This window comes from Pseudomonas sp. B40(2017) (assembly GCF_002112855.1).
GTDB lineage: Bacteria > Pseudomonadota > Gammaproteobacteria > Pseudomonadales > Pseudomonadaceae > Aquipseudomonas > Aquipseudomonas pharyngis.
The window spans coordinates 454,644-476,854 of sequence record NZ_NEIT01000006.1; the positions used below are offsets into that span (position 1 = coordinate 454,644).

General features: G+C 60.7%; 18 protein-coding genes and 2 tRNA genes. 16 read left to right on the top strand and 4 right to left on the bottom strand.

Going from position 1 to position 22,211, the window contains the following annotated elements; all coding sequences use genetic code 11:
• Positions 1-13: 13 nt before the first annotated feature.
• The 10 genes from CAF76_RS19120 to CAF76_RS19165 all read left to right on the top strand — a co-directional run bounded on the left by CAF76_RS19120 (position 14) and on the right by CAF76_RS19165 (position 12,991).
• Complete coding sequence (locus CAF76_RS19120) at positions 14-1,393, top strand: N-acetylmuramoyl-L-alanine amidase (RefSeq protein WP_371857703.1); 1,380 nt, start codon at positions 14-16, stop codon at positions 1,391-1,393.
• Complete coding sequence (gene mutL / locus CAF76_RS19125; protein ID WP_039766643.1) at positions 1,390-3,297, top strand: DNA mismatch repair endonuclease MutL; 1,908 nt, start codon at positions 1,390-1,392, stop codon at positions 3,295-3,297. The genes CAF76_RS19120 and mutL overlap by 4 nt, the downstream gene beginning before the upstream one ends.
• Positions 3,297-4,268: a tRNA (adenosine(37)-N6)-dimethylallyltransferase MiaA gene (miaA, locus tag CAF76_RS19130; RefSeq protein WP_085648069.1), complete on the top strand. Its 972-nt coding sequence runs from the start codon at positions 3,297-3,299 to the stop codon at positions 4,266-4,268. Before mutL ends, miaA begins: the two co-directional genes overlap by 1 nt.
• A 93-nt stretch (positions 4,269-4,361) precedes the next feature.
• Positions 4,362-4,622: an RNA chaperone Hfq gene (gene hfq / locus CAF76_RS19135; RefSeq protein WP_007902656.1), complete on the top strand. Its 261-nt coding sequence runs from the start codon at positions 4,362-4,364 to the stop codon at positions 4,620-4,622.
• 12 nt (positions 4,623-4,634) lie between these two features.
• Complete coding sequence (gene hflX, locus CAF76_RS19140; protein ID WP_064593103.1) at positions 4,635-5,936, top strand: ribosome rescue GTPase HflX; 1,302 nt, start codon at positions 4,635-4,637, stop codon at positions 5,934-5,936.
• Between the two features lie 96 nt (positions 5,937-6,032).
• Positions 6,033-7,202 carry an FtsH protease activity modulator HflK gene (hflK, locus tag CAF76_RS19145; RefSeq protein WP_039766653.1) on the top strand — a complete coding sequence of 390 codons (1,170 nt, stop codon included), beginning with the start codon at positions 6,033-6,035 and terminating at the stop codon, positions 7,200-7,202.
• Positions 7,202-8,071 (top strand): protease modulator HflC, encoded by an 870-nt coding sequence (gene hflC, locus CAF76_RS19150; RefSeq protein WP_007950723.1) that lies wholly within the window; start codon positions 7,202-7,204, stop codon positions 8,069-8,071. Before hflK ends, hflC begins: the two co-directional genes overlap by 1 nt.
• Before the next feature lie 313 nt (positions 8,072-8,384).
• Complete coding sequence (locus CAF76_RS19155; RefSeq protein WP_085648070.1) at positions 8,385-9,572, top strand: ATP phosphoribosyltransferase regulatory subunit; 1,188 nt, start codon at positions 8,385-8,387, stop codon at positions 9,570-9,572.
• Positions 9,573-9,626: 54 nt separating this feature from the next.
• Positions 9,627-10,916, top strand: coding sequence for an adenylosuccinate synthase (locus CAF76_RS19160; RefSeq protein WP_064379102.1), 1,290 nt, complete (start codon positions 9,627-9,629; stop codon positions 10,914-10,916).
• 140 nt (positions 10,917-11,056) lie between these two features.
• Entirely contained in the window at positions 11,057-12,991 is a 1,935-nt protein-coding gene (locus tag CAF76_RS19165; RefSeq protein ID WP_039766777.1) for a methyl-accepting chemotaxis protein, read from the top strand.
• A gap of 41 nt (positions 12,992-13,032) precedes the next feature.
• Here CAF76_RS19165 and CAF76_RS19170 read toward each other — a convergent pair whose 3' ends face one another.
• The 4 genes from CAF76_RS19170 to CAF76_RS19185 form a co-directional block, all read right to left on the bottom strand.
• Entirely contained in the window at positions 13,033-14,598 is a 1,566-nt protein-coding gene (locus CAF76_RS19170; protein WP_085648071.1) for an iron ABC transporter permease, read from the bottom strand.
• Positions 14,598-15,608 (bottom strand): extracellular solute-binding protein, encoded by a 1,011-nt coding sequence (locus CAF76_RS19175; RefSeq protein WP_085648072.1) that lies wholly within the window; start codon positions 15,606-15,608, stop codon positions 14,598-14,600. Before CAF76_RS19175 ends, CAF76_RS19170 begins: the two co-directional genes overlap by 1 nt.
• Before the next feature lie 191 nt (positions 15,609-15,799).
• Positions 15,800-15,886, bottom strand: a tRNA-Leu gene (locus CAF76_RS19180).
• Positions 15,887-16,066: 180 nt separating this feature from the next.
• Positions 16,067-16,153 (bottom strand) — tRNA-Leu (locus CAF76_RS19185).
• A 224-nt stretch (positions 16,154-16,377) separates the two neighbouring features.
• Here CAF76_RS19185 and rnr point away from each other — a divergent pair.
• From rnr to rplI, 6 genes are all read left to right on the top strand, one after another.
• Positions 16,378-19,008: a ribonuclease R gene (gene rnr, locus CAF76_RS19190; RefSeq protein WP_064593109.1), complete on the top strand. Its 2,631-nt coding sequence runs from the start codon at positions 16,378-16,380 to the stop codon at positions 19,006-19,008.
• The gene (rlmB, locus tag CAF76_RS19195) at positions 19,005-19,772 is read left to right on the top strand and encodes a 23S rRNA (guanosine(2251)-2'-O)-methyltransferase RlmB (RefSeq protein ID WP_007950704.1); all 768 of its coding nucleotides are present in this window, start codon (positions 19,005-19,007) and stop codon (positions 19,770-19,772) included. The genes rnr and rlmB overlap by 4 nt, the downstream gene beginning before the upstream one ends.
• Positions 19,773-20,078: 306 nt before the next feature.
• Complete coding sequence (gene rpsF / locus CAF76_RS19200; RefSeq protein ID WP_007950702.1) at positions 20,079-20,507, top strand: 30S ribosomal protein S6; 429 nt, start codon at positions 20,079-20,081, stop codon at positions 20,505-20,507.
• A 28-nt stretch (positions 20,508-20,535) separates the two neighbouring features.
• Complete coding sequence (rpsR, locus tag CAF76_RS19205) at positions 20,536-20,766, top strand: 30S ribosomal protein S18 (RefSeq protein ID WP_002551829.1); 231 nt, start codon at positions 20,536-20,538, stop codon at positions 20,764-20,766.
• 36 nt (positions 20,767-20,802) lie between these two features.
• The gene (locus tag CAF76_RS19210; protein ID WP_085611056.1) at positions 20,803-21,693 is read left to right on the top strand and encodes a hypothetical protein; all 891 of its coding nucleotides are present in this window, start codon (positions 20,803-20,805) and stop codon (positions 21,691-21,693) included.
• Between the two features lie 19 nt (positions 21,694-21,712).
• Positions 21,713-22,159 carry a 50S ribosomal protein L9 gene (gene rplI, locus CAF76_RS19215; RefSeq protein ID WP_003186385.1) on the top strand — a complete coding sequence of 149 codons (447 nt, stop codon included), beginning with the start codon at positions 21,713-21,715 and terminating at the stop codon, positions 22,157-22,159.
• The last annotated feature ends 52 nt before the right edge of the window (positions 22,160-22,211 follow it).

The following is a 22,211-nucleotide window of genomic DNA, read 5'->3' on the forward strand; positions in this document are numbered from 1 at the left end:
TGCCGTTGGACTGATGTTGATGGCAGTAACCGTCAACGCTGTGGCCGAGACGAAGGTCAACAGCGTGCGCCTGTGGCGGGCGCCGGACAACACGCGACTGGTGTTCGACCTGACAGGCCCGGTGCAGCACAGCGTCTTCACGCTGACCGCGCCGGATCGTCTGGTGATCGACATCAACGGCGCCACCCTCGGCGCGCCGCTGAATGTGCAGACCGCCAACACGCCGATCACTGCGATGCGTTCGGCCCAGCGCACGCCGACCGATCTGCGGGTGGTTATTGACCTGAAAAAGGCGGTCACCCCGAAAAGCTTCTCGCTGGCGCCGAACGCCCAGTATGGCAACCGTCTGGTGGTCGATCTGTTCGACAACCCGGCAGACGCGGCGCCACCGCCTGCGCCGACGCCGTCGGTCGCTACCGTACCGGCGGTGCCTGTCACGCCGGCTGAACCTGCGATCAAACTGCCACCGGCCCCGGCCGGAAAGCGCGACATCATCGTGGTCATCGACGCCGGTCACGGCGGTGAAGACCCGGGCGCATCGGGTTCTCGCGGCCAGCGCGAAAAAGACGTGGTACTGCAGATCGCCCGCGAGTTGCAGCGTCAGGTCAACGGCATGAAAGGCTTCCGCGCCGAACTGACCCGTACCGGCGACTACTTCATCCCGCTGCGCGGCCGTACCGAGATTGCCCGCAAGAAGGGCGCCGACCTGTTCGTCTCGATCCACGCCGACGCCGCGCCTTCTGCGGCCGCGTTTGGTGCGTCTGTGTTCGCCCTGTCCGATCGTGGCGCCACCTCGGAAACTGCCCGTTGGCTGGCCGACAGTGAAAACCGTTCCGACCTGATCGGCGGTGCCGGCAACGTCAGCCTCGACGACAAGGACCGCATGCTGGCCGGCGTTCTGCTCGACCTGTCGATGACCGCCTCGCTGACATCCAGCCTCAACGTCGGCCAGAAGGTTCTGACCAATATTGGCCGGGTCACCCCGCTGCACAAGCAGCGCGTGGAACAGGCCGGGTTCATGGTGCTGAAATCGCCGGACATCCCGTCGATCCTGGTGGAAACCGGCTTCATCTCCAACGCCAACGAAGCGAACAAACTCTCGGCAGCGAGCCACCAGCAGGCGCTGGCGCGTTCGATCAGCAGCGGCGTGCGTCAGTTCTTCCAGCAGAATCCGCCACCGGGCACTTACATCGCCTGGCTGCGTGATTCGGGCAAGATCGCTCAAGGGCCGCGTGATCACCGGGTAGGTCCGGGTGAGACTGTGGCGATGATTGCCGTGCGTTATCAGATTTCGCCGGCCACACTGCGTAGCGCCAACAATCTGAAAAGCGATGATCTGAAAGTCGGCCAGCACCTGACCATTCCCGGCACCGAACTGGCGTCCAAAGAATGAATCAGGTCCTGAACGCTGCCCGCATTGAACTGCTCAGCCCGCGGCTGGCGAACCAGATCGCCGCCGGTGAGGTGGTCGAACGCCCGGCCTCGGTGATCAAGGAGCTGCTGGAAAACAGCCTCGACTCCGGCGCCAAGCGTATCGACGTCGATGTCGAGCAGGGCGGTGTCAAACTGCTGCGAGTGCGCGACGACGGCAGCGGTATTTCCGCCGATGACCTGCCGCTGGCCCTGGCCCGTCACGCCACCAGCAAGATCCGTAACCTGGAAGACCTCGAACAGGTGATGAGCCTGGGTTTCCGGGGCGAGGCTTTGGCTTCGATCAGCTCCGTGGCGCGTCTGACCCTGACCTCGCGCACCCGCGACGCCGATCAGGCCTGGCAGGTCGAGACCGAAGGCCGCGACATGGCGCCCCGCGTGCAGCCGGCGGCGCACCCGGTCGGCACTTCGGTGGAAGTCCGTGACCTGTTCTTCAATACACCGGCACGGCGCAAATTCCTCAAGACCGAAAAAACCGAATTCGATCACCTGCAGGAAGTGATCAAGCGTCTGGCGCTGGCGCGTTTCGACGTGGCTTTCCATTTGCGCCACAACGGCAAGACCATCCTCAGCCTGCACGAAGCCCACGATGATGCGGCCCGCGCCCGGCGTGTGGCGGCGATCTGCGGTTCGGGTTTCCTCGAGCAGGCGTTGCCGATCGAGATCGAACGCAATGGCCTGCATTTGTGGGGCTGGGTCGGTCTGCCGACCTTCAACCGCAGTCAGGCGGACTTGCAGTATTTCTTCGTCAACGGCCGTGCGGTGCGCGACAAACTGGTGGCCCACGCGGTGCGCCAGGCTTATCGCGATGTGCTGTTCAACGGCCGGCACCCGACGTTCGCGCTGTTTTTCGAGGTCGACCCGGCAGCGGTCGACGTCAACGTGCACCCGACCAAGCACGAAGTGCGCTTCCGCGACGGGCGCATGGTGCATGACTTCCTGTATGGCACCTTGCACCGTGCCCTCGGCGATGTGCGGCCGGAAGATCAGCTTGCCGGTTCGGTCACCACCGCGATCGTCCGGCCGACCGGCCTTGAAGCTGGTGAATTCGGGCCGCAGGGCGAAATGCGTCTGGCGGCCAATGCGTTGCTGGAGCAACCGCAGGCGCAACCGGCGTTCAATACCTCGTCGGGTGCCAGCGCTGGCGGCGCTTATCAGTATCAATACACGCCACGTCCGCAATCGACCGTGCCGGTAGCCGAGGCCCAGGCCGCGTACCGCGAGTTTTTTGCGCCGCTGCCCGAGGCCAATGCCAATGCATTGCCAGCCGGTCAGGAAGACATTCCGCCGCTTGGCTACGCGCTGGCTCAGCTCAAGGGCATTTATATTCTGTCCGAGAACGCCCAAGGCCTGGTTTTGGTGGACATGCACGCCGCTCACGAGCGGATCATGTATGAGCGCCTGAAGATCGCCATGGCCAGCGAAGGCCTGAGCGGTCAGCCGCTGCTGGTGCCGGAATCGCTGGCGGTCAGTCAGCGCGAGGCCGACTGCGCTGAAGAGCATGCGGCGTGGTTCCAGCGCCTTGGTTTTGAATTGCAGCGCCTTGGCCCGGAAACCCTTGCGATCCGGCAGATTCCGGCCCTGCTCAAACAGGCCGAAGCCAACCGACTGGTCGGTGATGTCCTGTCGGACTTGATGGAATACGGTACCAGCGACCGGATCCAGGCACATTTGAACGAACTGCTCGGCACCATGGCCTGCCACGGCGCGATCCGCGCCAACCGCCGCCTGGCCTTGCCGGAAATGAACGGCCTGCTGCGCGACATGGAAAATACCGAGCGCAGCGGTCAGTGCAACCATGGCCGACCGACCTGGACCCAACTGGGCCTGGACGATCTGGACAAACTGTTCCTGCGCGGTCGTTGATGAGCCAGCTTCCTCCAGCGATTTTCCTGATGGGCCCGACCGCTGCGGGTAAGACCGATCTGGCCATCGAGCTGACCAAGGTACTGCCGTGCGAGCTGATCAGTGTCGATTCGGCGCTGGTCTATCGCGGCATGGACATCGGCACCGCCAAGCCTTCCAAAGAACTGCTGGCCGAATTCCCTCATCGACTGATCGACATTCTCGATCCGGCCGAAGCTTATTCGGCAGCGGATTTCCGTCGCGATGCGCTGGAGGCCATGGCCGAGATCACCGCACGCGGAAAAATTCCGCTGCTGGTGGGCGGCACGATGCTCTATTACAAGGCTTTGATCGAAGGTCTGGCGGACATGCCGGCGGCCGATCCCGAGGTTCGCGCGCAGATCGAAGAAGAGGCTGCACGCCTTGGCTGGCAGGCCCTGCACGATCAACTGGCGGTCATCGATCCGGAGTCTGCAGCACGCATCCATCCGAACGATCCACAACGACTGAGTCGTGCACTGGAAGTTTACCGGGTCAGCGGTCAGAGCATGACTGCGCTGCGCCTGCAACAATCTGCGCAAAGTGCTGAAGCGTCCGCATCGGGACTGCAACAATTGCCCTATACTGTCGCGAACCTGGCGATTGCTCCAACTAATCGGCAGGTATTGCACGAGCGCATTAAACAAAGATTCACAAATATGCTGGAACAGGGATTCATCGACGAGGTCGTAGCCCTGCGTAATAGAAGTGACCTGCATGCCGGGTTGCCGTCTATACGTGCGGTAGGCTACCGCCAGGTCTGGGACTACCTGGATGGCAAGCTGACGTCGGCCGAGATGCAGGAACGGGGCATCATCGCCACGCGCCAATTGGCCAAACGCCAGTTCACCTGGCTGCGCAGCTGGAAAGATTTACACTGGCTCGACAGTCTGGATTGCGACAATCTGCCACGCGCCTTGAAATACCTTGGGACGATCTCCATATTGAGCTGAGTCCTTGCAATTGCCGTCTATCCTTGGGGGTGTGGCGGCAAAAGCCATCTGTTTACCTATTTTTTATATTGAATCCTTAAAGGAGTGCGGCACATGTCAAAAGGGCATTCGCTACAAGACCCTTACTTGAATACTTTACGTAAAGAGAAAGTGGGGGTTTCCATCTACCTGGTGAACGGGATCAAACTGCAAGGCACGATCGAGTCGTTCGACCAGTTCGTTATCCTGCTGAAGAACACCGTCAGCCAGATGGTTTACAAACACGCTATCTCTACAGTCGTGCCGGTTCGTCCAATTCGTCTGCCAAGCGCAACCGAATCCGAAGCAGGTGACGCTGAGCCAGGTAACGCCTGATAGGAGTCTCCTTTGTTCTTTGAGCGCCACGGTGGTGGTGAACGGGTCATCCTCGTTCACTTGGATGGACAGGACCCTGAGGCGCGCGAAGATCCGCAGGAGTTTCAGGAACTGGCAAATTCGGCTGGCGCCGAGACCGTTGCGTTTTTTAACGTGCCGCGTCATCGGCCAACCGCCAAATACCTGATTGGCAGCGGCAAGGTCGAGGAACTGCGCGACCTGGTCCACGCCGAAGAAGCCGATCTGGTTATCTTCAATCACACCCTTACGCCCAGTCAGGAACGTAACCTCGAACGTGTTTTCGAGTGTCGCGTGATCGACCGTACCGGTCTGATTCTCGATATTTTCGCCCAGCGCGCCCGTACCCATGAGGGCAAGCTCCAGGTCGAACTGGCCCAGCTTGACCACATGAGCACCCGGCTGGTTCGCGGCTGGACTCACCTTGAGCGTCAGGGTGGCGGTATCGGCATGCGCGGCCCGGGTGAAACCCAGCTCGAAACCGACCGGCGACTGCTGCGGGTTCGCCTGCGCCAGATCAAGGGCCGGCTGGAGAAAGTGCGCAGCCAGCGCGAACAGTCGCGTCGCGGCCGCTCGCGTGCGGATATCCCTACCGTATCTTTGGTGGGATATACCAACGCCGGTAAATCCACGCTGTTCAATAACGTGACCAAGTCCGACGTGTACGCTGCTGACCAGCTGTTCGCCACGCTCGATCCGACCCTGCGCCGTCTGGATCTGGACGACCTGGGGCCGATTGTCCTGGCCGACACCGTGGGCTTCATCCGCCACTTGCCGCACAAACTGGTCGAGGCATTTCGGTCTACGCTCGAAGAGTCGAGCAACTCCGACCTGCTGTTGCACGTGATCGATGCGGCCGAACCGGATCGCATGTTGCAGATCGAGCAGGTGATGGTGGTGCTGGGCGAGATCGGTGCCCAGGACTTGCCGATCCTCGAGGTCTATAACAAACTCGATTTGCTTGAAGGCGTTGAGCCACAAATCCAGCGCGATGAAAACGGCAAGCCCCAGCGGGTCTGGCTGTCGGCGCGTGATGGCACCGGTCTGGAATTGCTCGAGCAGGCGATTGCCGAGTTGTTGGGCAGTGACCTGTTCGTGGGAACCTTGCGCCTGCCTCAGCGGTTCGCGCGTCTGCGTGCACAGTTCTTCGAACTGGGCGCGGTACAGAAAGAAGAACACGACGAAGAAGGGGTCAGCTTGCTGGCCGTTCGATTGCCACGCTCGGAGCTCAATCGACTGGTCAGTCGTGAAGGCGTTGTGCCGACGGAGTTCATCGAGCAACACACTTTGCAATAAAAGCCTGGCAAAGCGGTTGTGCCGCAACGGCAGGCATTCTGTAGCATTGGTCGGCGCGCCGTGGGTGCGTCTTTGCTTTATCAGATGGAGAGCGCTATGGCTTGGAATGAGCCGGGTGGCAACTCGAACAATCAGGATCCTTGGGGTGGCAAGCGTCGCAACAACGGCGACCGCAAGGGACCGCCGGATCTCGACGAGGCCTTCCGAAAGCTGCAGGAAAGCCTGAACGGGTTGTTCGGTGGTGGAAAGAAACGCGGTGATGACGGTGGTGGCTCGGGCAAGAGCGGCGGCTTCGGCGGCCTGCTCGGCATCGGCCTTGTCGTGCTGGCGGCCGTCTGGCTGTACAGCGCGGTGTACGTTGTGGACGAGCAGGAGCAGGCCGTGGTGCTGCGCTTCGGCAAGTACTACGAGACTGTCGGTCCCGGCCTGAACATCTACTTCCCGCCGATCGACAAGAAGTACATGGAGAACGTCACGCGTGAGCGTGCCTACACCAAGCAGGGCCAGATGCTGACCGAAGACGAGAACATCGTCGAAGTGCCGCTGACCGTGCAGTACAAGATCAGCAACCTGCAGGACTTCGTGCTGAACGTCGACCAGCCGGAAATCAGCCTGCAACATGCGACCGACAGTGCGCTGCGCCATGTGGTGGGTTCCACCGCGATGGACCAGGTGCTGACCGAAGGTCGTGAGCTGATGGCCAGCGAGATCAAGGAGCGTCTGCAACGTTTCCTCGATACCTATCGCACCGGTATCACCGTTACCCAGGTCAACGTACAAAGCGCAGCGGCACCGCGTGAAGTGCAGGAAGCCTTCGATGACGTGATCCGCGCCCGTGAAGACGAGCAGCGTTCGCGCAACCAGGCTGAAACCTACGCCAACGGCGTGGTGCCGGAAGCCCGTGGTCAGGCCCAGCGTATCCTTGAAGATGCCAACGGTTACCGTGACGAAACGGTCTCGCGCGCCAAGGGTGAGGCAGATCGTTTCACCAAACTGGTTGCCGAGTATCGCAAGGCGCCCGAGGTCACTCGCCAGCGTCTGTACCTGGACACCATGCAGGAAGTCTTCAGCAGCACCAGCAAGGTGCTCGTGACCGGCAACAAGAACGGCCAGAGCAATCTGCTTTACCTGCCGCTGGACAAGATGATTCAGAACAGTTCGGGCAGCAATGCACCGGTCACCGGTTCGGCTGCCGCCAGCAACAACACGGACGTCACGCCGCATGTCACTGACGTGCCGCAGTCGCGTACAAGGGAGACCCGCTGATGAGCAATAAATCGCTGATCGCCCTGATCGTTGGCGTTGTCGTGGTACTGGTTGGCTGGAACTGCTTCTACATCGTCGCTCAGACCGAGCGTGCGGTGTTGCTGCAGTTCGGTCGCGTGGTTCAGGCTGATGTTCAGCCAGGTCTGCATGTGAAAGTGCCTTACGTTAACCAGGTGCGTAAATTCGACGCACGTCTGATGACGCTGGATGCACCGACACAGCGCTTCCTGACGCTGGAAAAGAAAGCCGTGATGGTCGATGCCTATGCCAAGTGGCGCGTGAAAGATGCCGAGCGCTTCTACACCGCAACGTCCGGCCTCAAGCAGATCGCTGACGAGCGTCTGTCCCGTCGTCTGGAATCGGGCCTGCGTGACCAGTTCGGCAAGCGCACCCTGCACGAAGTCGTGTCCGGTGAGCGCGATGCGCTGATGGCTGACATCACCGCGTCGCTGAACAAGATGGCTGAAAAAGAGCTGGGTATCGAAGTGGTCGATGTCCGGGTCAAGGCCATCGATCTGCCGAAAGAAGTGAACCGCAGCGTGTTCGAACGTATGAGCACCGAGCGTGAGCGTGAAGCTCGCGAGCACCGCGCCAAGGGTAACGAGCTGGCCGAAGGCATCCGTGCCGACGCCGATCGTCAACGCCGTGTGCTGCTGGCTGAAGCCTATCGTGAATCCGAAGAGATTCGCGGTGACGGTGATGCCCAGGCCGCTGCGATCTACTCCAAGGCCTACGGCCAGGATCAGGAATTCTACGGTTTCTACCGTAGCCTGCGTGCCTACCGTGAAAGCTTCGCGAACAAATCCGACGTCCTGGTCCTCGACCCAAGCAGTGACTTCTTCCGTTATCTGGAAAAGTCCAAGCCTTGATACGACGTTGACCTGAATCATTCCGCCCGGCGGCTAATACCTCGGGCGGGGTGATCCTTTGGGAAAACGTGTGTATGATGCGGCAGCCGGGAAATTCCCGGCTTTTTTGCGTCTGCACGTTTGATTGCTGTTTTTGCTGCAGAAGATCGGGTTGAATGGCCCGACAGTTTTTCGAGGAAAGTGATGGGCGAAGCCGGTAACAGGCCTTTCGCCGCGTCGTTCATGCGCGTGCGTTTTGAACGGGCCGGTCATTTTCTGCTTCACTCAAGGCTCGCCCTCGGGCTGGCCGCCCGGATCTAAGGGGAATGGCGTAATGGCAACGGTAGACCGCTGGCTGCTGCCAGATGGCATCGAAGAAGTACTGCCACCGGAAGCGGCGCGCATTGAAGTCGCGCGTCGTCAGGTGTTGGATCTGTTCCAGAGCTGGGGTTACGAGTTTGTCGTGACTCCCCATATCGAGTACCTGGAATCCCTGCTGACCGGCGCGGGCCAGGACCTGGATCTGCGTACCTTCAAGGTCATCGACCCGCAATCGGGCCGGCAGATGGGTTTCCGTGCCGACATCACGCCGCAAGTGGCGCGCATCGATGCGCACACCCTGCGGCGCGAAGGCCCGAGCCGTCTGTGCTACGCCGGCAGCGTGCTGCATGCCCAGCCGCGTGCCTTGTCGTCCTCGCGCAGCCCGATCCAACTGGGCGCCGAGTTGTACGGCGATGCCAGCCCGAGCAGCGACGTTGAAGTCATCAGCCTGATGCTGGCCATGCTGCAACTGGCCGACGTGCCGGACGTGCACATGGACCTCGGGCATGTCGGCATCTACCGCGGTCTGGCCCAGGCGGCCGGTCTGTCGGGTGAAGTCGAGCAGCAGTTGTTCGATGCATTGCAACGCAAGGCCATCGACGAGGTCATTACCTTGACCGAAGGCCTGCCGGCCGATCTGTCCGGCATGTTGCGCGCGCTGGTCGACCTGTGCGGCGGCCGTGAAGTGCTGAGCGCTGCCCGCGAGCGTCTGGCCAATGCGCCGGCGCCGGTACTGGCGGCGCTGGAAGATTTGCTGGCGATCGCCGAGCGTCTGTCGGTGCGCTTCCCGGAGCTGCCGCTGTACTTCGATCTGGGCGAACTGCGCGGTTATCACTACCACACCGGTGTGGTGTTTGCGGTATTCGTGCCGGGTGTTGGCCAGTCCATCGCCCAGGGCGGTCGCTACGACGACATCGGCGCCGACTTCGGTCGCGCCCGTCCGGCCACGGGCTTCTCCACCGATTTAAAAACCCTGGTGACCCTGGGGCGTGCTGAGATCGAGCTACCGTCTGGCGGTATCTGGATGCCTGACAGTACGGATGCGGCACTCTGGCAGCAGGTTTGCCAGTTGCGCAGTGAGGGTCAGCGTGTCGTTCAGGCGTTGCCTGGACAACCTTTGGCCGCCGCCCGTGATGCGGACTGCGACCGGCAATTGATCCAGCAGAACGGGCTTTGGCAAGTATCGCCACTGACTTCTTGAGTTTTCCTGCCGGCTGACGCCGGCACCAAGTTTGCGCGAATGAGGACAAGTGTTATGGGTAAGAATGTCGTAGTCCTGGGCACCCAATGGGGTGATGAGGGCAAAGGCAAGATCGTTGATCTGCTGACCGAACATGCTGCCGCCGTAGTGCGCTACCAGGGTGGCCACAACGCCGGTCACACTCTGGTGATCGACGGTGAAAAAACCGTCTTGCACCTGATCCCTTCGGGCGTGCTGCGCGAAGGCGTGCAGTGCCTGATCGGCAACGGCGTGGTGGTTGCACCTGACGCCCTGCTGCGCGAGATCACCAAGCTGGAAGAGAAGGGCGTACCGGTGCGCGAGCGCTTGCGCATAAGCCCTTCCTGTCCGCTGATCCTGTCCTTCCACGTGGCGCTGGACCAGGCCCGTGAAAAGGCCCGCGGCGAGCTGAAGATCGGTACGACCGGTCGCGGCATCGGCCCGGCTTACGAAGACAAGGTTGCTCGTCGCGGTCTGCGTGTTGGCGACCTGCTCAACATGCCGCGCTTTGAAGACAAGCTGCGTGAGCTGGTGGACTACCACAACTTCATGCTGGTCGGTTACTACAAAGAGCCTGCCATCGAGTACGAAAAGACTCTGGCCGAGTGCAAGGAATACGCCGAGCTGCTCAAGCCGCTGATGCTGGACGTGACTGCCGAGCTGCACGACCTGCGTCGCGCCGGCAAAGACATCATGTTCGAAGGCGCCCAGGGTTCGTTGCTCGACATCGACCACGGCACCTATCCGTACGTGACCAGCTCCAACACCACCGCGGGTGGCGTGGCGACCGGTTCGGGCGTTGGTCCGATGTTCCTGGACTACATCCTGGGCATCACCAAGGCTTACACCACTCGCGTAGGTTCGGGCCCATTCCCGACTGAGCTGTTCGACGAAGTCGGTGCGCACCTGGCCAAGCAAGGTCACGAATTCGGCGCTACCACCGGCCGTGCCCGTCGTTGCGGCTGGTTCGACGCCGTTATCCTGCGTCGTGCTATTGATGTGAACAGCATCTCGGGCATCTGCCTGACCAAGCTGGACGTACTCGACGGCCTGGAAACCATCAACATCTGCACCGGCTACAAAGACGCGCAAGGCAATGCCGTTGCTCCGACTGACGCTGACAGCTACGTGGGCCTGCAGCCTGTGTACGAAGAAGTGCCAGGCTGGAGCGAATCGACCGTGGGCGCCAAGACCCTGGAAGAGCTGCCGGCTAACGCTCGTGCCTACATCAAACGCGTTGAAGAGTTGATCGGCGCGCCGATCGACATTATTTCGACGGGTCCGGACCGCAACGAAACCATCGTTCTGCGTCATCCGTTCGCTTGATAAGTCGTTGATGTAAAAACACAAAGGCCCCTTCATCGGGGCCTTTGTCGTTTATGCCTGTTGGACGGCATGACCTTTGCTGTGATTCTGTCTACAAGAGTGCCATCAAATTAATGGCGTCAGACGTAGAGGGATTCAAAGTGTCAGCCGTTCTCTCACTGTTACAAAGCCGTCTGTTGCGGCCCGTGTTCGTTACCCTTGGTATCGCTCTTTTGGTGCAAGTGCTGGTGGCCGTCGCCCTGACGCGGAGCACCGTCACCGCGCTGGAGGCCGATCTCGGCACTCGCCTGGGCGCCGACAGCCAGAAGTTGTCCGGTGAGCTGGAGCAGGCCGGGCGCGAAGTCACGTCGAGCCTCGACAATCTCTCCTCAAGTACTCGTCAGCGTCTTACCGCCGGTCTTTCCTCGCGTCTGAAGGAAGAGCAGGCGCAACTGCGTGCGACTCTGGAAAAAGACCTGAAGGATTCGGCCAATGACATGGCCCAGTTGCTGGCCTCGGTGGCGCCCCGTGCCATGTGGGACAGCGACGTGCCGACCCTCTCCGAGTTCGCCCGTCGGGCCCAGCGCAATCCCAACGTGCTGTTCGTGGTGTATGACGACGCCACCGGCCAGCATCTGACCCGCTACCTCAACCGCGAAAACCCGATCAACAAGGCCCTTTTGGAAAAAGGCCAGGGCGAGCGGGCGCTGGACAAGGTGTTGGATGCGGCGAAGAACGATCCGTCGGTCTACTACCTCGAAGCCTCGATCAACCCCAATGGCGTGGAAATCGGCAAGGTGCTGATGGGTGTCTCGACCGCCTCGGTTGAAACCGATCTGGCGGCGCTCGATCAGCGCTTCACGGCGTTGATTGCCAGCAGCGATCAACTGGTCGGTGACAGTCTCAAGGGGGCCGCTGCCGACAGCGCCACCGCCATGCAGGCTCGCCTGCAATCGGCGCAGTCCACAGCTGCCGAGATGAAAGCCAACACCACTAGTACCGTGCAGGATGCTGCTGCAACGCTGCGCTGGCGTATCGGCATGGGCCTGGCGCTGGTGGGGGCCGGGGTGCTGTTGCTGCTGGCGGTGGTGCTCGGTCATCGGGTGGTCAATCGCCTGAAAATGCTCAACGCCGCCATGGATGACCTGGCCGCAGGCGAGGGTGATCTGACCAAACGCGTGCAGATCAACAGCAAGGACGAAATCGGCGACATGGCCTCGGCGGTCAACCGCTTTGTGGACAAGTTGCAGCCGATCGTGCGCGAGGCCGGGGATGTGGCTCAGCGCACCGGTGTGGAAATCGGCGCCATGACCCTGCGCAACGCCGGGGCCGACGCAGCGGCCGGGATGCAGCGTGATGAAGTGGCCGAAAGCCTGCGAGCGCTGTCGCAAATGGCCGATGAGGCTCAGTCGGAAAGCCATGCGATGCAGGCGGCGTTGAAGCAGGTGGTCGATATTCGTCAGGCTACCGACGAGAACACTCGCACCTCGGCCAAAGTCGGCAGTCTGATCGAGGCGCTGGCGGGGCAGGTCGACACCGGGGCGAAAGTCATCGAACGGCTGGCGCAGCAGAGCGAACAGATCGAAGTGGTGCTGACCGTGATTCACGGCATCGCCGAGCAGACCAACCTGCTGGCGCTCAACGCGGCCATTGAGGCGGCCCGGGCCGGCGAGACCGGTCGCGGGTTTGCAGTGGTGGCGGATGAAGTCCGGGCGCTCGCGAGCAAGACCCAAAGCTCGACCGGCGACATTCAGGCGCACATCGTGGCCCTGCAGCAGGGCGCCCGTGAGGCGGTGGAGGCGATCGGTCAGGCCGGGCGTCAGGCCAGCGAAGGTTTGCTGGTGCTGCGTGACAGCGCGCGACTGCAGCAGTCGGTGCAGGCGTCGGTCGAGCAGGTGCATGCGGCGATTGGCCTGGCGACTCAGGCAGCGGCGCATCAGGCGCAGGGCGCGCAGGCTGTGCGTGGGCGGGTCGAAACGATTCATGCCCAGGCCGAGAAGGCCGCTCAGGCGGTGGTCGAGACCACCGCCAGCGGCAAGGTGCTAGATGGTCTGGCGGCGCAACTCAAGGCCAGTCTGGGGCAGTTCCGGGCTTGATGTAGCGGGCAAAAAAAATCGCAGCTTCGGCTGCGATTTTTTTATCGGCTCAAATACATCCGGGTTGTCAGCAGGTAGACGGGCAATCCCGACACCACAATCAACAACGCCGCATAAGGCGCTGCGGCTGCGAACTCGACATTTGCGGTATGCGCCCAGACTTCAGTCGCCAATGTGTTGAGCCCGGTCGGACTCAGCAGCAATGTAGCCGTCAGTTCTTTCATGGCATCCAGAAACACCAGCGCAAACGCTGCGCCCAGTGCCGGGAAGATGATCGGTAAAGTCACCCGGCAGAACGCCGTGAACGAAGAGGCGCCGAGGGTGCGGGCGGCTTCTTCGAGTTGCGGCGCGGCCTTGTTCAACGCCGTGCGGATCGGCGCCTGAGCCAGCGGCAGAAACAGCAGTGCATACGCAATCAGCAATAGCGCGGAAGTCTGGTACAGCGCCGGCACGTAATGCAGGGCGAAATACACCAGCGTCAACGCGATTACCAATCCCGGCAGGGCGTGCAGCAGATAGGGCAGGCGTTCGGCCCAGATCGCCAGTTGGCCCTTGTAGCGCACCACCAGCAATCCGACCGGCACTGCCAACACCAGACACAATCCAGCGCCACCCAGCGATAGTGCCAATGAGGAGAGCAAGGCTTCAGTGATCGCCGCAACCGGGAATGCCGCTGACGATCCCACGGCGAGCCAGTAGGCCAGCATGCCCAGCGGAATCCCGCTGCCGACAATCGCCAGCATCAGGCAATACAGCTGACCGGCGATCGCCCAAGGGCCCAGTCGCACTTGTTCAGCCCGACGCGCCGCACCTTGGCCGGTACGTACATGTCGTCCCTTGCCGCGCACCCGCAACTCCAGCCACAACAGCATCAGGCACAGCGCCAGCAATACCGCCGACAGCATCGCCGCGTTGGCATTGCTGAATTCCAGTTCGAATTGCTGATAGATCGCGGTGGTGAAGGTTTGCAGGCCGATGATCGACAGTGCGCCGAATTCCACCAGCATGTGCAGCGCAATCAGCAGCGAACCGGCCAGCAACGAAGGCCAGAGCAGCGGCAGGGTGACGCGGAAAAACACGCCCCAGCGATTCTGTCCCAAGGTGCGAGCCGACTCTTCAAGGGATGGATCAAGATTGCGCAGCGTGGCGGCCACCGGCAGAAAGATCAGCGGATATTTCGACAGGCTCATCACCAGGATCGCCCCGCCAAGGCCTTCAAACTGTGCGCTCAGCGACACCCAGGTGAAGCTGCTGACAAACGCCGGCACCGCGAACGGCAGGCAAAGAATCACGCCCCACAGCCGTCGGCCCGGCAGATTGCTGCGCTCAAGCAGCCACGCCAGCGACAGGCCGATCACGCCGCAAGTCACGGTCACGCCAACCATCAGCGCCAGCGTGTTGCGCAGCAGGCCGAACACATAGGGGCGCCACAGTAAATGCAGCGCTTCGGTCCAGCCCGCCTGCCAGGCTTTGAGCCCGACGTAGGCCAGCGGCAACAGGCTCATGACCACCAGCAGCAACACCGGCAGCACCAGCCAGATCGACGGCCGCTTGCGCCGAGGCACGTAACCCCCTCGTGCAGCGGGGACGGATAACGATGCGGTCATCAATTCAGGCCAACTTCACGTTCCAGCTCCAGCGCTTCTTCGGCGTTGCCCAGATCGGCCGGCGTGACGTCCGGTGCTTCCAGTTCGCTGAACGGCTTGAGGCCGCGATCCGATTCCATGCCTTTGTGCAGCGGGTATTCGGCGGTGGTCTGGGTGATCACGCGCTGGCCTTCTTCGCTGGCCATGTAGGCGAGGAATTGTTGGGCTTCTTTTGGATGTTTGCTGGACTTGAGCACGGCTGCGCTGGACACGGTGATCAGGCCACCCACATCGCCGCCGGTGAAGTAATGCAGTTTGGAATCAAGCTGGCCTTTCTCCCGCTGCAGGGCGAACCAGTAGTAGTTGTTCACCAGCACGGTGGCGACTTCGCCGTTTTCCACCGCCTTGAGGGCGACCATGTTGTTGCTGTAGGTCTTGCCGAAGGCGCGCAGGCCGGTCAGCCATTCTTCGGCGGCTTCGCGACCGTGCTTTTTGATGATGGCCACGGCCTGTTCCTGGAACGCGCCGCTGGTCGGGACGAAGCCGACCTTGCCTTGCCACTGCGGATCGGCGAAATCCAGCACCGATTTGGGCAGATCTTTTTCGTCGATTAGTTTCGGGTTGAAGGCCACCACGCGAACCCGGGCGGTGACGCCGATCCAGGTGCCGTTGCCGGCGACGTATTTTTTCGGCAGAACGGCCAGGGTCGCATCATCAGCCTTGGCCAGCAGGCCTTGTTCGCCGAGATTGTTCAGCGGTGGGGATTCCTCGGTGTAAATGACGTCGGCGGGCGAGCGGTCGCCTTCTTCGATGATCTGACTGGCCAGCTGATTGCTGCTGCCCTTGCGCACATTGACGTGAATGCCGGTCTTGGCTTCGAAGGCTTTGGCGATGGCGTCGCCGACTTCCTTGTGTTGACCGTTGTAGAGAGTCAGGGAAACCGTGTCGGCAGCCTGGGTGAGGGGAGTGGCGAGTGCCAGGCCGAGCAGGGTGAAGGTCAAGCCGCGGCGCAGGGTATTTCGAAACATCATTCGCAGGGTTCCTCGCTGTCGCATTGCAAAAACTTGCAACAATGATAAACGATATTGTTTCTCAAGTGCGCCTTGCAGGGGAGGGGTGGGTCTGATAGGCGTTGGGATTCAGGTTTTCCAAACCCCGGAAACGCAAAAACCCGCTTTCGCGGGTTTTTGTGAGATTCAAGATCGTGACCTTGAATTTGAATTGGTGCCCAGAAGAAGACTCGAACTTCCACGACCGTAAGGTCACCAGCACCTGAAGCTGGCGTGTCTACCAATTTCACCATCTGGGCTTCATCTTCAGCGTCGCCGCTGTTGATGTGGCGCACTATACGGAGCGCCTTTTGATCTGTAAACCCCTGATTTGATTTTAATAAATCAATTTCAGAAAAAGCGGAGCGCAGAATGCAAAAAACCCGCTTTCGCGGGTTTTTGTGTGAGTCTTGAAACTGATCTAGTCTCAAACTCGAAATTGGTGCCCAGGAGAAGACTCGAACTTCCACGACCGTAAGGTCACCAGCACCTGAAGCTGGCGTGTCTACCAATTTCACCACCTGGGCATCTCGTCAACGTGTGTACGTCGTCGATGGCGCGCACTATACGGAGCGAGTTTTTAACTGTAAACCCCTGCCGGCAAAAAAAATGATTTTTTTTACCAGCGGTGTTCAAAACGGCTTTCGAACGTCGATAGAGGGCTTTAGAAAGGCCTTTATAGTCTGAAATTTCCCGTTTGATGGCGCCTATGCCAAACTAACCCGCATATAGACAAGGTGAAAACTCTCTAATGGCCGATTGGCAGTCCCTCGATCCCGAGGCCGCTCGTGAAGCGGAAAAATATGAAAACCCTATTCCCAGCCGCGAACTGATCCTTCAGCACCTTGCTGATCGAGGTTCGCCTGCTGCCCGCGAGCAACTGGTCGAAGAGTTTGGTCTGACCACAGAAGACCAGATCGAAGCCCTGCGCCGCCGCCTGCGCGCCATGGAGCGCGATGCTCAACTGATCTATACCCGCCGCGGCACGTATGCACCGGTCGACAAGCTCGACCTGATCCTCGGTCGCATCAGCGGTCACCGCGACGGCTTCGGCTTCCTGGTGCCGGATGATGGCTCCGACGACCTGTTCATGAGCCCGGCGCAAATGCGTCTGGTGTTCGACGGCGACCGTGCCCTGGCCCGTGTCTCCGGCCTGGACCGTCGCGGTCGTCGCGAAGGCGTGATCGTCGAAGTGGTGTCCCGTGCCCACGAAAGCATCGTCGGCCGCTACTTCGAAGAAGGCGGTATCGGCTTCGTCGTCGCGGACAACCCGAAGATCCAGCAGGAAGTGCTGGTGACGCCGGGCCGTAACGCCAACGCCCAGATCGGTCAGTTCGTCGAGGTGAAAATCACTCACTGGCCGACTCCGCGCTTCCAGCCGCAAGGTGATGTGATCGAAGTGGTCGGCAACTACATGGCGCCGGGCATGGAAATCGATGTCGCCCTGCGCACCTACGATATTCCGCACGTCTGGCCTGAAGCCGTTCTGAAGGAAGCCGGCAAGCTCAAGCCGGAAGTCGAAGAAAAAGACAAAGAGAAGCGCGTCGACCTGCGCCATCTGCCGTTCGTCACCATCGACGGCGAAGATGCCCGCGACTTCGACGACGCGGTCTACTGCGAAGCCAAGCCGGGCAAACTGCGCCTGTTCTCCGGCGGCTGGAAGTTGTACGTGGCGATTGCCGACGTTTCCAGCTATGTGAAGATTGGTTCGGCTCTGGACAACGAAGCCCAGGTGCGCGGCAACTCGGTGTACTTCCCCGAGCGCGTGGTGCCAATGCTTCCGGAGCAGCTCTCCAACGGTCTGTGCTCGCTGAATCCGCATGTCGATCGTCTGGCCATGGTTTGCGAGATGACCATCTCCAAGTCCGGCGAAATGACCGACTACTGCTTCTATGAAGCAGTGATCCATTCCCACGCCCGTCTGACCTATAACAAGGTCAGCGCGATGCTGGAAACGCCGAAAGCGACAGAAGGGCGCAAGCTGCGCGGTGAATACACCGACGTCTTGCCGCACCTCAAGCAACTCTACGCGCTGTACAAGGTATTGCTGGCTGCCCGTCATGTACGTGGCGCGATCGATTTCGAAACGCAGGAAACCCGGATCATCTTCGGTTCCGAGCGCAAGATTGCCGAAATCCGTCCGACCACCCGTAACGACGCGCACAAGCTGATCGAGGAATGCATGCTGGCGGCCAACGTGGCCACTGCCGAATTCCTGAAAAAGCACGAAATCCCTGCGTTGTACCGCGTCCACGACGGCCCGCCACCGGAGCGTCTGGAAAAACTGCGCGCGTTCTTGGGTGAGCTCGGTCTGTCCCTGCACAAAGGCAAGGATGGCCCGTCGCCGAAGGACTATCAGGCACTGTTGGCCAGCATCAAGGACCGTCCGGATTTCCACCTGATCCAGACCGTGATGCTGCGCTCCCTGAGCCAGGCGGTGTACAGCGCCCAGAACGAAGGCCACTTCGGTCTGAATTACGAAGCCTATACCCACTTCACCTCGCCGATCCGTCGTTACCCGGACCTGCTCACGCATCGGGCGATCCGTAGCGTGATCCATTCGAAACAGGACACTCCGCACGTTCGCCGTGCCGGTGCGATGACCATTCCGAAGGCGCGCATCTATCCGTACGACGAAGCAGCGCTGGAGCAACTCGGCGAGCAGTGCTCGATGAGCGAGCGCCGTGCCGACGAAGCGACCCGCGACGTGGTGAACTGGCTCAAGTGCGAGTTCATGAAAGACCGCGTGGGCGAATCGTTCCCGGGCGTGATCACTGCCGTGACCGGTTTCGGGCTGTTCGTCGAACTGACCGATATTTACGTCGAAGGTCTGGTGCACGTTACGGCGTTGCCGGGTGACTACTACCACTTCGACCCTGTGCACCACCGCCTGGCGGGCGAGCGTACCGGTCGCAGCTTCCGTCTTGGCGATACCGTTGAAGTGCGCGTCATGCGCGTCGATCTCGACGAGCGCAAGATCGACTTCGAGATGGCTGAAAAAACCATCAGCGCGCCGATCGGCCGCAAGAAGCGTGGCGCCGAGACGACCACTCCTGCAGCCAAGGTTGTGGAAGAAAAGGCTCCGGCAAAAACCGCCAGCCGTCGTCCGGCCAAGGAGAAGGCTGTCGAGGCCTATCGTCCGAGCGATGCCGTGGCGAAAAACGCCGAGCTGCGCAAAAGCCGTGAATTGAAGAAGGCCTTGCTGGCCGATGCCAAAAACGGTGGTAAAGCGGCGTCCGGGGGAAAGGCCGGACGGTCGGCGCCTGACAAGGCTTCCGGCGGCAAGCCAGCCAAACCGAGCAAACACCGTAAAGGCCCGCCGAAAGCGGGTTCCGCTCCAGCCAAAAGTGGCGGGGCGCGTAAACCGAAGGCGAAGTCATGAGTCAGTTGGAAAAAATCTACGGCGTTCACGCGGTAGAAGCGTTGCTGCGTCACCACCCTAAACGCGTCAAGCAGATCTGGCTGGCCGAGAGTCGCAACGATCCGCGCGTGCAAACGCTGATCGAGTTGGCCAACGAAAACCGGGTCCAGATCGGTCAGGCCGAGCGCCGCGAAATGGACGCCTGGGTTGAAGGCGTGCACCAGGGCGTGGTGGCGGACGTCAGTCCGAGCCAGGTCTGGGGCGAGGCGATGCTCGACGAGCTGCTCGATCGCACCGAAGGCGCGCCGCTGTTGCTGGTGCTCGACGGCGTGACCGACCCGCACAACCTCGGCGCCTGCCTGCGTTCGGCGGACGCTGCCGGTGCGCTGGCGGTCATCGTGCCGAAAGACAAGTCGGCCACCCTGACGCCTGTCGTACGTAAAGTGGCTTGCGGCGCGGCGGAAGTGATCCCGCTGGTAGCTGTCACCAACCTTGCGCGCACCCTGGAAAAACTCCAGCAGCGTGGGTTATGGATTGTTGGTACGGCGGGTGAGGCCGAAGTCAGCATCTATGACCAGGACCTGACCGGCCCAACCATCCTGATCATGGGTGCCGAAGGCAAAGGCATGCGCCGCCTGACCCGCGAGCATTGCGATTACCTGGTGCACTTGCCGATGGCCGGTAGCGTCAGCAGTCTCAATGTCTCGGTTGCGACCGGCGTGTGCCTGTTCGAAGCCCAGCGTCAGCGCGGTGCCAAGGCCAAGGCGGCTGCCAAAAAGGCTTAAGCCTCACGGCGTCATAAATGTGGGAGCGAGCCTGCTCGCGAAGCGGAGTTACATTCAGCATCATTGTTGGATGTTAAGCCGCCATCGCGAGCAGGCTCGCTCCCACAGTGTTTTCTGGTGTGGCAGAAAGTGTGACTGTTCAAATAATCACCAATTGCCTTGCACCTCTTCAGTCCCTTCTCTACAATTGCGCCCCTTGCTGTGGCGGCAGGCATGCATGTGCCCCGCGCCAGCAAGTCCATAAGTGTCATTCACTCCTTGTCTGACCGTTTTTGAGCGGCAGGCTACAACCCGTAAGGAGCATTCATGCGTCATTACGAAATCATCTTTCTGGTCCACCCTGACCAGAGCGAGCAAGTCGGCGGCATGGTTGAGCGTTACACCAAGCTGATCGAAGAAGACGGCGGCAAAATCCACCGTCTGGAAGACTGGGGCCGTCGTCAACTGGCCTACGCAATCAACAATGTTCACAAGGCTCACTACGTGATGCTGAACGTTGAGTGCACCGGCAAGGCCCTGGCCGAGCTGGAAGACAACTTCCGCTACAACGATGCTGTGATCCGTAACCTGGTCATCCGTCGCGACGAAGCCGTTACCGGCCAGTCCGAGATGCTCAAGGCTGAAGAAAACCGCAGTGAGCGCCGTGAGCGTCGCGAACGTCCTGAGCACGATGGCAGCGCCGATGGCGATGACAGCGATAGCGACAGCGACAACAGCGATAACGCTGACGAGTAATCCACGGACCTTTTAAGGAGCCTATCAAATGGCACGTTTCTTCCGTCGTCGTAAATTCTGCCGCTTCACCGCTGAAGACGTGAAGGAGATCGACTACAAAGATCTCAACACTCTGAAAGCCTACGTATCCGAGACCGGCAAAATCGTTCCAAGCCGCATCACCGGTACCAAAGCTCGTTATCAGCGTCAGCTGGCCACCGCTATCAAGCGCGCCCGCTTCCTGGCCCTGCTGGCCTACACCGACAGCCACGGCCGCTGAGACCGGGCAGTCGACAAGTAGCAAAGGATTGAATGCATGCGTGCCTTAGCTGAGTTCATCATGCGCGGCCGTATGCAGGCCACTCTCGTAGTGGCCGGGTGTGCAACATTGCCGTTGTTGTATTGGTTGGGTGCTGCCGCCGGGAGCCTGGTGCTTCTGCGGCGCGGATTGGCCGACGCCCTGGGCGTCGTGTCGCTGGGACTGCTGCCAGCATTGATCTGGTGGTTGTATGCCGATGACCCACGGGCACTTCTGGTGCTGCTGGGGTCTTCGGGGCTTGCGCTGGTGTTGCGCGCAAGCGAGTCCTGGGTCCGTACGCTGCTGGTCAGCGTAGCCATGGGGCTGGTGTTTTCAGTGGTGCTCGGGGCGGCGTTCGCGCCCCAGATCGAGATGCTGGCGCAGGCCTTGGTAAAGGTCATGCCCGCGCTTCTCGGTGATGCCTACCAACAATTGTCGGTAGACGAGCAGGCGCGTTTCGCGTCGCTGATCGCACCGGTCCTGACCGGCCTGATTGCGGCCTTGTTGCAGATCGTCAGCGTGCTGAGCCTGATTGTCGGGCGTTATTGGCAGGCGTTGTTGTACAACCCGGGTGGTTTTGGTCGCGAGTTTCGCGCCATCCGGATCCCGCTGGGACCGGCGATGTTGCTGCTGGCGTTGATGCTTCTGGGCCCGAATCTCGGTGCACAGATGGCCATGTTGACGCCGTTGTGCAGTGTGCCGTTGGTGTTCGCCGGGCTGGCCCTGATTCACGGGCTGGTGGCGCAAAGGCGACTGGCCGGTTTCTGGCTGGTGGGGTTGTACGTGACGCTGTTGCTGTTCATGCAGCTGATCTATCCGTTGCTCGTGGTTCTGGCCATTGTCGACAGCCTGATTGATTTTCGCGGTCGGGTGTCGAAAGACACCGATAACGCGAACGGTGAAGGTTAAAAGTTAAGAGGATTTCCACATGCAACTGATCCTTCTGGAAAAAATCGCCAACCTGGGCAACCTGGGCGACAAAGTAAACGTTAAGGCCGGTTACGGCCGTAACTACCTGCTGCCTTTCGGCAAAGCCACCGCTGCGACCGCTGCCAACCTGGCTGCGTTCGAAGAGCGTCGCGCTGAGCTGGAAAAAGCCGCCGCAGACCGTAAAGCATCGGCTGAAAGCCGTGCTGCCCAACTGGCCGAGCTGGAAGTGACCATCACTGCCACCGCTGGCGACGAAGGCAAGCTGTTCGGTTCGATCGGTACTCACGACATCGCTGACGCACTGACCGCCTCCGGCGTTGAAGTGGCGAAAAGCGAAGTTCGTCTGCCGAACGGCACCATCCGCAACGTGGGTGAATTCGACGTGGCTGTGCACCTGCACGCCGAAGTTGAAGCCACCGTGCGCGTTGTCGTGGTAGCAGCTTAAGCAACACCCTGATCGACTGGCGGCCTGTCCGTCAGACGGTTAACATCGGGCA

Bases quoted from the DNA above. Each gene is read 5' to 3' on its own strand.
- rpsF (WP_007950702.1), top strand. From the start codon at position 20,079: ATGCGTCATTACGAAATCATCTTTCTGGTCCACCCTGACCAGAGCGAG.
- CAF76_RS19210 (WP_085611056.1), top strand. From the start codon at position 20,803: ATGCGTGCCTTAGCTGAGTTCATCATGCGCGGCCGTATGCAGGCCACT.
- CAF76_RS19120 (WP_371857703.1), top strand. From the start codon at position 14: ATGTTGATGGCAGTAACCGTCAACGCTGTGGCCGAGACGAAGGTCAAC.
- miaA (WP_085648069.1), top strand. From the start codon at position 3,297: ATGAGCCAGCTTCCTCCAGCGATTTTCCTGATGGGCCCGACCGCTGCG.
- rlmB (WP_007950704.1), top strand. From the start codon at position 19,005: ATGAGTCAGTTGGAAAAAATCTACGGCGTTCACGCGGTAGAAGCGTTG.
- rnr (WP_064593109.1), top strand. From the start codon at position 16,378: ATGGCCGATTGGCAGTCCCTCGATCCCGAGGCCGCTCGTGAAGCGGAA.
- CAF76_RS19160 (WP_064379102.1), top strand. From the start codon at position 9,627: ATGGGTAAGAATGTCGTAGTCCTGGGCACCCAATGGGGTGATGAGGGC.
- CAF76_RS19170 (WP_085648071.1), bottom strand. From the start codon at position 14,598: ATGACCGCATCGTTATCCGTCCCCGCTGCACGAGGGGGTTACGTGCCT.
- CAF76_RS19175 (WP_085648072.1), bottom strand. From the start codon at position 15,608: ATGATGTTTCGAAATACCCTGCGCCGCGGCTTGACCTTCACCCTGCTC.
- rplI (WP_003186385.1), top strand. From the start codon at position 21,713: ATGCAACTGATCCTTCTGGAAAAAATCGCCAACCTGGGCAACCTGGGC.
- hflK (WP_039766653.1), top strand. From the start codon at position 6,033: ATGGCTTGGAATGAGCCGGGTGGCAACTCGAACAATCAGGATCCTTGG.
- CAF76_RS19155 (WP_085648070.1), top strand. From the start codon at position 8,385: ATGGCAACGGTAGACCGCTGGCTGCTGCCAGATGGCATCGAAGAAGTA.
- hfq (WP_007902656.1), top strand. From the start codon at position 4,362: ATGTCAAAAGGGCATTCGCTACAAGACCCTTACTTGAATACTTTACGT.
- hflC (WP_007950723.1), top strand. From the start codon at position 7,202: ATGAGCAATAAATCGCTGATCGCCCTGATCGTTGGCGTTGTCGTGGTA.
- rpsR (WP_002551829.1), top strand. From the start codon at position 20,536: ATGGCACGTTTCTTCCGTCGTCGTAAATTCTGCCGCTTCACCGCTGAA.
- mutL (WP_039766643.1), top strand. From the start codon at position 1,390: ATGAATCAGGTCCTGAACGCTGCCCGCATTGAACTGCTCAGCCCGCGG.